This window comes from Paenibacillus pedocola (genome assembly GCF_031599675.1).
GTDB lineage: Bacteria > Bacillota > Bacilli > Paenibacillales > Paenibacillaceae > Paenibacillus_AQ > Paenibacillus_AQ pedocola.
The window spans coordinates 5,356,022-5,369,656 of the sequence record NZ_CP134223.1; the positions used below are offsets into that span (position 1 = coordinate 5,356,022).

Annotated in this window: 13 protein-coding genes; 2 read left to right on the forward strand and 11 right to left on the reverse strand. The window is 52.0% G+C overall.

The features are described from left to right. Positions 1-44: 44 nt before the first annotated feature. From QU597_RS23730 to QU597_RS23775, 10 genes are all read right to left on the reverse strand, one after another. Complete coding sequence (locus tag QU597_RS23730; RefSeq protein WP_310830097.1) at positions 45-773, reverse strand: Cthe_2314 family HEPN domain-containing protein; 729 nt, start codon at positions 771-773, stop codon at positions 45-47. Positions 774-807: 34 nt separating this feature from the next. Next, the gene (locus QU597_RS23735; RefSeq protein ID WP_310830098.1) at positions 808-2,580 is read right to left on the reverse strand and encodes a UbiD family decarboxylase; all 1,773 of its coding nucleotides are present in this window, start codon (positions 2,578-2,580) and stop codon (positions 808-810) included. A 28-nt stretch (positions 2,581-2,608) separates the two neighbouring features. Then, positions 2,609-3,535 (reverse strand): COX15/CtaA family protein, encoded by a 927-nt coding sequence (locus QU597_RS23740; RefSeq protein WP_310830099.1) that lies wholly within the window; start codon positions 3,533-3,535, stop codon positions 2,609-2,611. A 103-nt stretch (positions 3,536-3,638) separates the two neighbouring features. Then, positions 3,639-3,983: a thioredoxin family protein gene (locus QU597_RS23745; RefSeq protein ID WP_206101896.1), complete on the reverse strand. Its 345-nt coding sequence runs from the start codon at positions 3,981-3,983 to the stop codon at positions 3,639-3,641. A gap of 111 nt (positions 3,984-4,094) precedes the next feature. Then, the gene (locus tag QU597_RS23750) at positions 4,095-5,723 is read right to left on the reverse strand and encodes a putative polysaccharide biosynthesis protein (RefSeq protein WP_310830100.1); all 1,629 of its coding nucleotides are present in this window, start codon (positions 5,721-5,723) and stop codon (positions 4,095-4,097) included. Between the two features lie 26 nt (positions 5,724-5,749). After that, on the reverse strand, positions 5,750-6,235 hold the full coding sequence (locus tag QU597_RS23755; RefSeq protein WP_310830101.1) for a DUF456 domain-containing protein: 486 nt from the start codon (positions 6,233-6,235) through the stop codon (positions 5,750-5,752). A 17-nt stretch (positions 6,236-6,252) separates the two neighbouring features. Continuing rightward, positions 6,253-6,996 (reverse strand): Cof-type HAD-IIB family hydrolase, encoded by a 744-nt coding sequence (locus tag QU597_RS23760; RefSeq protein ID WP_310830102.1) that lies wholly within the window; start codon positions 6,994-6,996, stop codon positions 6,253-6,255. Between the two features lie 58 nt (positions 6,997-7,054). Then, the gene (locus QU597_RS23765) at positions 7,055-9,193 is read right to left on the reverse strand and encodes a peptidoglycan D,D-transpeptidase FtsI family protein (RefSeq protein WP_310830103.1); all 2,139 of its coding nucleotides are present in this window, start codon (positions 9,191-9,193) and stop codon (positions 7,055-7,057) included. Positions 9,194-9,291: 98 nt separating this feature from the next. Further along, positions 9,292-10,437, reverse strand: coding sequence for a transglutaminase domain-containing protein (locus tag QU597_RS23770; protein WP_310830104.1), 1,146 nt, complete (start codon positions 10,435-10,437; stop codon positions 9,292-9,294). Between the two features lie 69 nt (positions 10,438-10,506). Continuing rightward, on the reverse strand, positions 10,507-10,947 hold the full coding sequence (locus tag QU597_RS23775) for a hypothetical protein (RefSeq protein WP_310830105.1): 441 nt from the start codon (positions 10,945-10,947) through the stop codon (positions 10,507-10,509). Between the two features lie 256 nt (positions 10,948-11,203). Here QU597_RS23775 and QU597_RS23780 point away from each other — a divergent pair, with 256 nt between their 5' ends. Together QU597_RS23780 and QU597_RS23785 are read left to right on the forward strand one after the other, a co-directional pair. Further along, a complete protein-coding gene (locus QU597_RS23780; RefSeq protein WP_310830106.1) occupies positions 11,204-12,376 on the forward strand; it encodes an MFS transporter in 1,173 nt (390 codons plus the stop codon). A gap of 197 nt (positions 12,377-12,573) precedes the next feature. Beyond that, the gene (locus QU597_RS23785; RefSeq protein ID WP_054942926.1) at positions 12,574-12,930 is read left to right on the forward strand and encodes a hypothetical protein; all 357 of its coding nucleotides are present in this window, start codon (positions 12,574-12,576) and stop codon (positions 12,928-12,930) included. Between the two features lie 75 nt (positions 12,931-13,005). On the opposite strand, the gene QU597_RS23790 is transcribed toward QU597_RS23785, so the two are convergent. Continuing rightward, positions 13,006-13,623: an SCO family protein gene (locus QU597_RS23790; protein WP_310830107.1), complete on the reverse strand. Its 618-nt coding sequence runs from the start codon at positions 13,621-13,623 to the stop codon at positions 13,006-13,008. Between the last annotated feature and the right edge of the window lie 12 nt (positions 13,624-13,635).

Below are 13,635 nucleotides of genomic sequence, written 5' to 3' on the forward strand. Positions count from 1 at the left end.
TTTTTGTCAAAGGAAGATTTTTACGCTTTAACGTGAGTCTGTCTTCACACCCGGTTTTGGCTGGAGGCATTCTTGTGCCACTGCTCATTGCTGTACCGGAAAGCGGCACATAAAGATTTGCAGACCATCTCCAAACCCTGCCTCAAATCCTCCAGATGACTGTCCAGATCCTCAAGCTGAATTTTGTCGTGCAGCCCCTGATGCCTCTGCCAGAGATCATCCTGCATTTCAGCATTCATATAATGAATTTCTGCATTCCGGCGTTTGCGCAGATTCTGCAGCGGCTCCCGGTAAGAGTTCTTAATATTCTCCAGTTCATCCGCCAGCGGGGTATGTTCTTTGAGCAGCTGGAACTGCCGCAGTACCGTGAAATAGGAGAAGTGGGCTTTGGTCTGGCTTGTATTCAGATTATACAGGCTGTTCAGCACCGTCCCCAGCTTGTCCAGCAGGGAGAAGACACGGATAAAGCCGTTTTTATAGAAATAAACATAACGGGCATATTCGCCCTGTTCTGTTACCGACATATCATCCATATACCCGGCAACCACCGATTTGCGGTAAAAGGCGGCCGCGAACCAGCTCTGCTCCAGTTCATCCAGTGAGGAGATCAGTCCGCGTGTCCAGACCTCCAGCTTACGGTATTCATGGTCGCGGTCTTCATGTGCGTTCATCTCCTTGCGCAGCATGGATGCCACCTTTGCCATGTTATCCATCGCATCAGCGAGCACCCCGCTGTTCTGGCGCGGAGGTTCTCCCAGTAATACCCGCAGCATGTCTTGTCCCCCTCAAAATAAAGAAAAATGTATACTATCCTTGCCGGAAATAGCTGCTCCAGTTGCGGTCCACCATATCCAGCGTACTCGTGCATGGTGACTGCTCTTCATCATCACCAGACTTCATGCGAGCATCGATCACAATTGGCAGCTTGTAGCCGATGTGGTGCTGCTTCACTTCGGCTTCTGCGTAGATATCGTCGGCCGGATTGAACCGGGTGAACACTGTCCAGAGAAAAGAGGTCTGTGTACGGACTGCCTCAGCAGCGCGATCCACTATAATCACCAGCGGCCAGGCTGTATTCCGTTCGCGCAGCGCAGTGTTCAGCCGGACCGGAAGCTCAGGGTCTTCTTCATAGGATGCACCGGAAACGATTAAACATCCGCCGCAATACGGAATGGCTTCTGTAATTCCTGGCAGCAGGCCTTCCGTGTAAGTACGGGGAAGCTCCCGCACCGCATGTCCGATTCCTATAATCACAGCTTGACTGTCCGGGCCGGGTCCACGTTCAGCCGGTTCCTGCCTCACTCGCGCTGTGCTTCGAAACACATGCAGATCAGTGCCCGGGTTGAACCGTTCCAGCACAGTTTCCAGTAATTTAGGGAAATCGGAAAAAGCGGCCGGCTCACTCGTCAGCAGCAGGAACCGGGTAACAGACAGCTGCCGCTCCCCCAAAATACGGAAAGCAGTACCCAGAGCATCCTGCGGTGAAGTATCCTGTACAACCGCGGCAGCCACTCCATCCGGCCCAGATTCAGAATAAGTCCAGAACGCATGTACCGACGGCATAGCCAAATGATGGACAGGGGATAGCACCTGCTGGAGAAAATCGACTAAGTAGTAATTCTCTTCACGAGGAGTGACGGCAATCGTCGCGGGGTATATCGCATCCTTGCGGTGCCACATCCGCTGCACATGCATTACGGGGGCAGTATGCTGCGGGAAATTATACTTATCATAATCGGCAAAAGCGCCCGCCTGACTCTGCCCATACGGAGGGACCAGTCCGCGGAGCGCAAATTCCGCTTCAGCCGGGATTGAGTGTCCGCCGAGCGGATCTTTGACCATGGGCAGTTTTCCGCCCAGGACAATCGACGCGAATACCAGATCCGGCAGCCATGCCGGTCCGGGAGCGCTTGCTGCCGCAATCAGCGCCGGGGGGCCGCCGATAAATACAGACACCGGCAGCGCCTCACCCTGAGTCTCGGCCTCCTGATGATACAGTCCGGCTCCTTTATGCTTTTGCCAGTGAATACCTGCTGTACTGTCATCAATGATTTGGATCCGGTGCATTCCGAGGTTATGCTTCTGCGGATTACTCAAGCTTTCTGTGTAAACAAGCGGAAGGGTAATATAAGGCCCTCCCGCTTCCTGCCAGCTTGTTACACGCGGCAGCTCGCGGAGCGGATCGGAAGTATGGCATACCCCCAATACCGGAGCCTCACCCTGCGGCACATGTTTAGTTCCGACTTTCAGCAGGTCGAAGACCAGTGCTTTTTCCTTCCACAGGCTGGAGAGTGTAGGCGGAAGCAGTGTTTCAGCTGCACCCATCAGCGCTTTCATTAGCTGCTCCGGACGGCTGCCAAACGCTCTCTCGACCCGCTGGGCGGTCCCGAATAGATTAGTCGCTACGGGAAACGGCGTTCCTTTTACATTGGTAAATAACAGTGCCGGCCCTTCCTCCCGTGCCACACGCCGGTGAATCTCCGGAAGCTCCAGATAAGGGTCCACCTGAGTTTCAATTACGGCAAGATCCTTGTCTTTGCGAAGCTGCTCGATCCACTGGCGCAAATTTCCGTATCCCACTATATCTTTCCTCCTCGAACATGGCAGATTACTTCTTCAATTTACTAAGCTGCCATACACGTACACTCATGTAGCAAAGTACACCAAACAATCCGGCAATCAGCAGGATGTGGGCCAATGCGGCAAATATGTACAATCTCTCGTTATACAGCGTATGAACCACAGCCGCACCGCTCAATACCTGCAGCAGGCAGAGCGTAACGGCACTAACGCCAAGCGCTCTCAGCTCAGCCAGTCCCTTGTACCTCCAGAACGCCAAGTGGCCTAGTACAGCCACCAGAAGAAACAGCAGTGCCGCAGCGATCCGGTGCATAAACACGATGCCTACGCCGCCTGAAAGCTCGGGAACCCATTCCCCGTTGCAGAGCGGCCAGCCGGAGCAGCCTCCCTGTGAATCTGTGTGACTCACATAAGCCCCGATATAGACAACGATATAAGAATATAACGCAGTTACCCATGTTAAGTTGCGGAAGCCCCGGCTGACTGCCGGCTCTCGGCTATCCTTTTCTCCCCCCGGTTCAAAACTTCGTTTCGTACCCAGAGCCAGCATTAATGCGCTTGCAAACGCAATCAGGGAGAAGCCCATATGCAGCGCCATTACCGCAGCAGACTGGGATTTGATTACCGCAAGCGCTCCCATTCCGCCCTGCACAACGACGAACAGGAGCGTTAACAAGGCATAGACCAATAAATCCTTCTGCTTCCGTCCATAACGCCAGAAGGCATACACGGAGGCCAGTGACAATAGACCCGCCAGTCCGCTGAACAGACGATGGGTGTATTCAATCAGCGAGCCGATTGTATAAGCCGGAATCAGTTTACCGTGGCATAGCGGCCATTCATTTCCGCATTCCAGCCCTGAGCCAGTCTTGGTTACTACGGCGCCTCCGAACAAGGCGAGGAACATAATGAGGCAGGTTATGTAGCTGAGCCATTTCAAATGTGTTGTCGTCAATTGGATCACCCGCATTTGTAGGAATGGATGGAAGAAATCATGAAGAGATTGAAAAAAACACCGCTTCTGCTCTGGTAGGGCGAAAGCGGTGCTTCAGGCTTCATTACTTGTGGATGCTCAGATAAACCTCGAGGGCTCTGTTCAGGAAATTCTCGATTTCCTCACGGGATTTGCGCAGCTTGTTAACGAAGCGCACAAGTTCCCGGCCATCGCTGTAAGCGACAAAGCTTGGAATGCCCAGGATATTCTGTTCCTGGCTGACATCACCGACTGCATCTACGTCGACTTCAACCAGCGTGAGGCGGTCTTCATACTTCTGTTCTACTTCCGGCATAAACGGGTCGATAAATTTGCAATCGGAGCACCAGTCGGCTTTGAACACGGCAACTGTTAAGCGGGGCGATTGAATCGCCACCTGAAATTCCGCAGGGGAAGAGATTTTATCCATTAAGGTTCAATCCTTTCTGGGTTAAACTGTATACTGCCTTTCTCTCTAAGTGAAGCAAATTGTGCTCAGGAAGTCAATTGAAAAAGACAAATTAAAACAAATATCACAGCATTATTCGTTTGTACGTACCCGTGCAGGCTGCAGTTTCATCAGCGGGTTCAGCAATTTCTGCAGAACACGGGGATAACCGGCAATCTCCTGCCGGCTGAGCACACCCAGAACAATCAGCAGTACCAGATAAATGATTACAACCGCCGCACCCACAACCAGGCAGGTAATAAGGAAGGCAATGCGTGCAGGCATGAAGTGGGTCAGCATAATACCTGCTTCGTTCAGGCCGTAGCCGATTCCGCCGGACGCCAGTACGGCAACTGCAAAGCCGCCCCAGCGTTTGCCCATAATCTCAAAGGGCACAATCGATTTAAGCATGCGCAGATTCAGCAAAGTAATGACGATAAAGCAGAGTGCCGTTGCACCGATAATACCGTAAATACCGAATACCTTGCTGAGCAGGAAGCTGCCCGCGAGCTTCACGAGAATCCCGGCTAGCACATAATACATGGAGATCCGCGATTTCCCCATCCCCAGCAGGATCGAGTTGGTCGTCATCATCGTAATCTGGAAAATCGTCCCGATCGTCAGCATGGCGACGATTCCGCTGCCTCCCAGACCGGAAAACAGCAGACCGTTCACGGAATAGGCGGCGACAGAGAGTGCCAATACAATCGGCATACCCGTCAAAATGGATATACGCAATGCCAGCGTAATCTGACGCTTAAGATGAACTTCATCACGTCGCGCGTAAGCTGCCGAAATAATCGGAATCAGCGATGTTCCCAGTGCGATGGCCAGAACCGGAGGTATGCCTGCTACGCTTTGGGCCCGGGTAGTTAAGATACCCAGTGCCTCTGTCGCACTCTCCCGTCCGATCTGATCAATTAACAGGGGAACCGCAAGCGAGGTATCAATAACATTTACTACAGGAATAGTAAGGGAAGACAGCACGATTGGAATGGACAAGGTGAAAATATCTTTGTATATACTCCAGATAGGCAGCTTCTCGGCTGAATTATAATTCAGATTCTGCTCCTTATCCGCACGACGCAGCTTTATTGCAAAATAAATCATTACAGCGAATGCCGCTATGCTTCCCAGCACACTGCCGAAGGAAGCCCCGGCAGAGATAACGGTATTGTTATATCCTTGCTGCAATAAAATATAGGCGAGTAAAATAGCTGTTAACACCCGTGCAACCTGCTCCACGATCTGAGAAATCCCGCCGGCCATCATATTATTGCGTCCTTGGAAATATCCCCGCATCATGGCAATAGCCGGGAACAAAAGCAGTGCCGGTGCTATCGCTCTGACCGCCATGGCTGATTCGGGTACATCGGCGATATGAGTGGCATAAAACGGCGCTCCGAAGTACAGCAGCAGGGTCATAATGACACCGGCCCCGACTGAGAAGAGGAGCGCTGCATGGTACACTTGTCTTGCCTCTTCCGGGCGGTTCAACGCATACCGCTCCGAGACCATTTTACTTAATGTACTTGGAATGCCGGCAGTAGCTACGGTCAGCAGCATTAAATAAATATTGTTGGACACCCCGAAGGATGCCCGCCCGATATCATCGAATATATGGTCCAGCGGAACCCGCTGAACCAGACCCAGCACGCGGGCCACCAGTGCCGCTGCGGCCAGTATAAGCGTTCCTTTGACAAAAGACTCTTTCTTGGACAAACTGTTTCGCCTTCTTCGCTGTTAATTTAATACACACTGATCCAGATAAAGAACAGGACCACCATCATAATTTGCAGAATTACTTTGACCACGGTGCTGCTGAACAAACCTAGCAAGGAACCCATGCTGACTTTGAGCGCTTTGCCCGGATTCGAGCCAGCAATCAACTCACCAATGAACGCGCCTGCAAACGGGCCGATGATTAGTCCAATGGCATTAAGTACAAGCGGACCAATAATTATGCCAATCGTACTGCCAATGATTGAGGCACGTGAACCTCCAAATTTCTTGACACCCCAGGCACCGACGACATAGTCGGCCACAAACAATACGACCACAATCAGCGTCTGAATACTCCAAAACCAAGCGCCGAAGGAGTGGAAGGAGAAGAACCATCCGTACACAAAAAAGGCCAGATAAATCGCCAGCGCACCGGGCAGAATCGGATATACCGCCCCGGCCAGCCCTACCGCAAACAAAGCAATGATCAGAACCCAACCCAGGATTGCCATTCATTCATCCCCTAAAGTTATGATGGTAGAATATATTTCTCAATGACTTCTGCGATGCCGTCCTCGTTGTTCGTGGCGACCACAGCGTCCGCCTCCTGTTGTACGGTCTTCTGGGCGTTGCCCATGGCGACGCCCAGCCCGGCCTGCTGGATAGCCGCCAGATCGTTCAGGCTGTCGCCAACCGCAACCACCTCGGACATCTCGATGCCGAGAAGCTTGCAGACTTCGCCGATCCCGTAAGCCTTGTTCACGCCAAGCGGATTAATCTCCAGATTATGCGGGGTGGAATTGGTGATTTCCAGTCCTCCCAGATCCTGAAGCTGCATCAGCAGTTTATGGCGGATCTCATCATCTTCTGTAGAATAGCCGAATTTAAGCCATTCTCTGCCCATGATGTCCCCATCCCAATTCTTGCGGTTGTAGACCTGCTCGGTGGAGTAAGCCCAGAACCAGATGCCGTATTCTTCTGCAATCTGGTACAGCTGTTCAATCAGCGCCGGATCCATCAGGGAGCGCCGGTATAACTCATAGGGCTCGCGCCAGATCTCGCTGCCGTTAACGGTGATCATTGGCGTCTTAAGGCCCAGCTGCTCCGCGTAAGGCATGGCGCTTCTGAACGCCCGCCCGGTAGAGAGGCAGACGTGCACGCCGGCATCGACCGCTTTGGTAATCCATTCCACCGTTTTCGGGGTAATCACTTGGTCATCATTCAGTAAGGTTCCATCCATATCCAGTGCAAGCAGGCGGTATTTGGCAGTCATTTGCCACCCCTCCATTCTTGTATGCCCTATATATATTGAAGGGCTGATTTGTATTTCCTTAATTCGTTGTATCCGCTGCTCCTGTTGGGTCTGCTTCCGTTCCCTTTGTCGCAGCACCCGTCCCATCAGCAGCGGAATCTGCAGATTTCACATTCTTCTTCGGCACCCCGTCGAGACCATATTCCCAGTCATAAGCATCAAAAATTTTACGGGCAATCGGCGCCGCACTGTTGGAACCGAAGCCGCCCTCAGGAATAACTACAGCCACAGCAAGCTTGGGATTTTCGCGCGGAGCAAAAGCGATAAATACCCCGTTATCGCGGTTTTTGTTGGTTCTGTCCGTTTGCTGCGAGGTCCCTGTTTTGCGGGCAAAATCATAAGGAAAATCAGTGAACGCAGTGACGTCACTGTTCATGCCTTTTTTGATCTCATTCCAGAAAGACTTATCGAAGGTGGTTACCTCATCCAGCACCTGACGCCCGAACTCTTTAACCGTATTGCCTTCGGAGTCTGTAATTTTGCTGACCAGCTGCGGCTTAATCCGCACGCCTTCATTCGCCAGTGTCGAAGCATATTGGGCAAGCTGAAGCACCGTATAGCGGCCCTGCTGGCCAAACGAAGCATAGATCAATGCGGCTTGCGCACTGCCGGCTGCTTCAGTATTGGTATAGTTGATCTGTCCCAGATACTCTCTTGGCAATCCGCTTTGCGTCGAGACGCCCAGACCGAATTCCTTCATATATTTATCCCATACTCCGATCCCGCTGCTCTGGTATTTCTCCCACAGCTTCTTACCGACCATATCGACCATGAAGACGTTGGAGGATTTCTCAATCGCTCTCGCCGGATCCATTGAACCGTATACGTGACCGGAAGCATTCCGCACCGAAGCATTATCATTTTTACCGAAATAAGCAATACCCTTATCGTTATAAACCGTTGAAGTAGAAAAGAAACCTTCATTCAAACCAATCAGCACACTCAGCGGCTTGATCGTGGAGCCGAGCAGCACCGTAGAACCAAATTCATGGCCCGACATCCCCGAAGAATAGGGAGTAATGGTTCCGTTCTGATAGTTGCCCATGATCTTATTCCACACATCGGTGTCCATCTTTTCAGCTGTCCATACATTGGTATCGTAGTCCGGCATACTCGCCATGGCGACGATATTTCCGGTGTCTACCTCCATCGCAACCGCGTAACCGGTCAGTGCATCCGGATGGGTCTGCCCTTGGACAGAATGGGTATGCAGCCAGCTGATTTGATCCGTAATGGCCTGTTCCGTTTTCAGCTGTATGTTTTTATTGATCGTGGTCCAAATGTCGTTGCCTTTGACAGGTGGCACAACCTCTTCAACCTTTTCAGCCATATTCTGAGGATTAACCGAAATGACCTGATAGCCGTTCTTGCCGCGGAGCTCGCGCTGATACTGCAGTTCAAGCCCGTCGAATCCGACAAATTCATCATCTTTATAGCTCAGGCCGGGATCAGCATCAATCTTCTTCATGGCCGATTGAATATTCTTATAAATATCCAGACTGCTTGAGGATTTAAACGGCTTGATATAGCCGATCGTCTGCACTGCTACCGTATCCTTGTCATAGTGGCGGCTGCTCTCCTCGACAATTTCCAGACCCGGATATTCGCTTTTATGCTCCATAAAATACGCTACCTCATCTGAAGTCAGTCCCGCCTTAATCCGCCGTGCCATAAATCCTGAATACTTTTTGAAATACAGATCCAGTGAATCGATGATATCCTCTTGCGTCAGCTGTACTGCATTCGGATCACCGTATTTATGAAAATCCTCGACCAGCCTGGCGGCAAGCGCCTCCCCTTTGGCTTTTGCTTCCGGGGTCAGTGTTGTTTCACCAGTAGCTTTGTCTGTGGTTTTGGCAGTGTATTCTTTAGTTAGCGTAATGTACAGAGACTGCACCGAGGTCGAATAGGCGAGTTCTTCGCCTCCTGCTGCACGAATGACGCCCCGGATAGCCGCAAGCGGCACATTCTTGGTATCACGGCTGGTCTCTACCTCAGTCAAGGTAGGGCCTTCCACAAACTGCAAGACTGCAAGACGAATGATGATGACACAAAAAATAATAAACGTGCTGAAGAAAAACACGTTAATCCGCAGGCCAAGTGAACTCTTGCTGGTGGTTTCGTCTGGCGGAGAGGCCTGCTTACGGAAAAAACTCACAATTTTTCACTCCTTTACATCCTAAATAAACCTTAATAGCATCCAGGCCATTATCCCTCTCGAATTGTACCATAGATTCACGGCGTACCGCCTCTTTGTCACAGTACATCCTCTTTCATGTGGGTTTTATCAAAATCCTTGACGTTAAACCAGTTTCCGCTGGATGCCCAGGTGGAATCCAGCGGAATCCAGGCCTGCCTAAGGGGGATATACACTTCATTCCAGGCATGAGGGCCATATCCGCCTTGTCCATCATAACCCCGTCCGGTCACCACCCGCACCTGAAGTCCCTGCGAACGGGCCATAACCGCATACAGCCGGGCATAGTCTATACAGACACCAAGCCGGGTATCGAACGTATCCTGCGGCGTCTGCTCATGCCAGATCCGGTTCTGCTCATAGTTCTCCGCCTTGGCATAGTCATAAGAAATCCGCGAGCCTATCCAATCATACAGCAGCTTGGCTTTTTGCTCCTCATCCTTGCCCGGACCGGCGATATCCGCAGCAGCCTCCGCGATATTCGCGGAAATATCATGATCGATGACCTCATATTTCCGCCGGAGAATATCATTCATCTCAGCGGCCACCGCTTTGGTCAGAACCGGCAGCCTGCTGCGCACCTTCTCACCGGCGAGCGGGTCGAACACGGCAGCGGCGCTCTGGCTGTAGATTGGAGAGGCTTCCACATAGCGGCTGAAGCTGCTGTCCGGATTCAGTCCCACTCCAATATAGAGGGCAAAAACCAGCACCAGCCCGCGGACCAGCCCAATCGCAAGCCCAATGACCGCTCCGCTTAGCCGGCTGGCCTGGGTAATCTTCCTGTCGTGCGGCCTCACTGTCCGTCTAGGCAGCCTAAACGGCAGCAGCAGGAAGAGCAGACCCAGCAGCGGGCGGATGAGACTGTAGCATAAAAGGAGCAGCAGAAAAAAACGCACCAGCGGAGAGCCTTCCATCACCGATACTGCGGTGTAGTATAACTGCTGCCAGCCGCTTAGCTGGCTATCCGGAAGCACAACTCCCGCAGCCCAGACCTGGGCACGGGGAGATACATAGAGCGCTGCGGGAACAGCGATCACCAGAGCTGCCGCAGCAAGCAGTCCCGTTCCCAGAAGACCAAACAAACCGCCTGCTGCCCGGCTGAACCCTCGGCTCCAGCCCTGCAAGAGAGAGAAAAGTACAATCAGCAGTAATATAATTGAGATGACATTGGCCTCACTAAGGCTTTCGATCCAGCTGTTCAGCATACCCTGACCTCCTTTCTGTCGCCCGCTGCCCAATTAAGCGTTGATAAAGCAATCTTATTTATTTCCGGCTTAGTTGCCGTTCTTCCGGGCTTCTTCGATAAAGGTTTTGGTTGTGTCGGTTACACTCCACTTGCCAAGGCTGACCCCGCGGAAGGTCACTTCGACCTTGTCTTCTCCTGCTGTTCCCTTCACTTCCAGATTCGGCGTTGTAATTGTAAACGTGCCGTCACCGTCTGAGGTATATTTAGCTTCTTTGGCTTCGCTCAGCATGACCTCCTGTGCTTCGCTCTTCAGCGTGCTTACAGTACTGTCTGCAACCTTATTCACAGCATTGCCGAGCTGATCCATCGTCACTCCGCTGTAAATGAACAGACCGGCTACAATAACAATAACAATTGCCCATTTAAGTACCGTTTTGACCAGATTAATTACAGCAAACAGCAGGACAAGCGCTATAACAATAACAAGCCAGTTCTCTCTAATAAATTGTGACCACACTGCCGGATCCATCAATTTTACAACACCCCTATCACAAATTTCGTTCGATCAGGGAGCAAGTCCCTCATGATCTTCATTAATATTAATTATTATACATGAATGCCTCTTATAATTCATGGTTGCCTGTCCGTATGCGCTACAGCAGAACAAATTGGTATAAGCCCCCGAGGTCTCACGTAAAGTACAAGTAGGTCTTATCCCATCCCTGTCATTGAAAAAGCCGGCTGTGCCCTCCGGTGCAGGACCGGCCCTTTAGGAGGTGTATTCCGTGAAAACCGCACTGTGGCTTTATTTGTTTTTGTTTCTGGCCTTCTTCGATCTGCACGCCCAGTACCCCATTCTGACTCCGTTTGCGATCTCACTCGGCGCGGGCCCGGCCTTCATCGGCTGGATGATGGGCATGTATTCGCTGACTCACCTTCCCGGCAATCTGCTGGCCGGCGTGCTGGTTGACCGCAATGGCAGCCGCCGCTATATCGTCTTTAGCCTGACGGCGGCCGGAGCGATTCTGCTGCTGCAGGCCCATGCACAGCTCCCTTGGCATTTGCTGATGCTGCGGGCGGCAAGCGGCTTTGCGCTGGCGTTCCTCTCGCCTGCCTGTATGACGCTGCTGGCCTCCCTATCGTCTGATGCGGAGACTCAGGGCAAATACATGTCCGGACATGGCATCATCCACACCCTGGCCTCGGTAGTGTCTCCGGCAGCTGGAGCCTACATCGTGCACAAGGCAGGCTACTCCGGTACATTCAGCACACTTGGCTGGCTATTGATCGCCACCGGGCTCATGGCCTTGTTCAGCGTACCGAAGCATTCCCCTGCGTTATCCCCAGTTTCACTACCCCAAGCTTTACAGGATAAACCGGCCCGACCGGCCGCTGTTCAGGCCAAAGCGACAAAGCGCTATTACCTGCTGCCCTTCTTCGTCTCCTGCTCCCAGGGGGTGCTGTTCTTCGAGCTGCCGCTTTCCCAGGGAAAGGACGGAATGGTCTCCACAGGCATCCTGCTCTCCCTGCTGAGTCTCGGGGCGCTAGCCACGCTCAGCCTGCTTTTTCTGAACCGCCTCTCACCAGCTGCCCGGATCGCTGCTGCGCTGCTCGGTATGGCTCTATGCTTCTTTACCCTGGCTGCATTTACCAGCATTCCTCCGGGTGTCGTGCTCTTCCTGCTCGGAGCAGCAAAAGGCGTGCTGTTTCCGGCCATGGCTTCACTGTTCATCAGTCTGGGCAGCGGCGGCCATTTGGGCCGCACATTCTCGCTGCAATCGATTGCAATGTCCCTTGGCGCTTTTGCCGGACCGGTTGCAGCCGGACAGCTGCGCGATTACGTATCCCCATATTTCATCGCCTTTGTGCTGCTGATGACTGCCATCCTCCTGCTTCCGCCTAGAGGGGATAACAAGCCTGCACCTTACCGCACTGGCCTGAACAGTCATGCTGCTTAAGAAATACTCAGCTCTTTAAATTACCATTAGGTTAGTTAAGAGATCACCCGGCCGCGGCCGGGTGATCTTTCTTTTACGACATTTCCCGGGGAATGAACACCTCTTACGCGCTGCCCTGTTAAAAATGACGAACCTTAGGTAAAATATATGTAAGCACAGGCACGTAATAATTACTTTACTTACGGGGGCGACCGCATATGTCCATTACCATCATTGTCGAAGGCAAAAACGACCGGAGCCGATTACGCCGTCTGCTTGATCCGGAAGTCGACATTTTGTGCACCTTCGGTACCTTGAGCACCCTCAAGCTGGAGTCACTGCGGCATAAAATCGGTGATGGAGACGTATATCTCTACATGGATAACGACAGCTCAGGCAAAAAAATCCGTGGAATTCTGCGTGACGCTTTTCCGGATGCCGTTCATATTTACACCCGCAGAGGATATGCAGGTGTGGAGGGCACCCCGGATGAATACAGCATTACCCAGCTCGAAAAAGCCGGGCTTGAGGAATATATCATCTATCCGCAGCCGCTTCCTTTTATGGAATCATAGCAGCACAAGAAAAGCCTTGCCGGGTCTGCCGCGTAAGAAGCGGAGCCGAGCAAGGCTTTTTAATGTAGGAATTATTTAATTGCGGGCCAGCTTGTTCAATGCATCTGCAAGAAACTCAGGCGTTACGTTCTCCGAATCTCCGGCATCGTAGAGCCCGCGGAGCTGATTATCACGGTCCACCAGTCCAATGAGATTGGCGTGGGCGAAATTATCCTTGTTATCCCCGTAGATGAGAACTTTGAAGGAATCCGCCGCAAGCTTACGGACTTCCTCCTGATCTCCGCGCAGAAAATACCAGCCGTCATAATTAACATGGAAGCGGTCAGCGAATGTTTTGATAGCCTCACGCGTATCATTCTTCGGGTCAAAGGATATGGAGATAAATTCCACGTCTTTACCGAAGCTGCCGTCCTTTTCCAGCAAATCCTGGGTTTCGGACAGCATGTACGTAGTTATGGGACAGACATCCGGACATTCCGTAAAAAAGAAATAGACCAGCCGTGCCTTCCCCTGCGTATCGGCCAGCGTGACCTGCTTTCCATCCACATTCTCCAGAGAGAAATCCTGTACCTCCCCGATCACCGGCAGTTTACTTTTGGCGAAGCTCAGCGAATTGACTGCTAAATAAACCGCCAGACCCAGCGCAATTAGCAGCAGCAGCCAGGTCCATTTGTAGCGTTTCAAGGTATGCACAGGTGTCTCTCC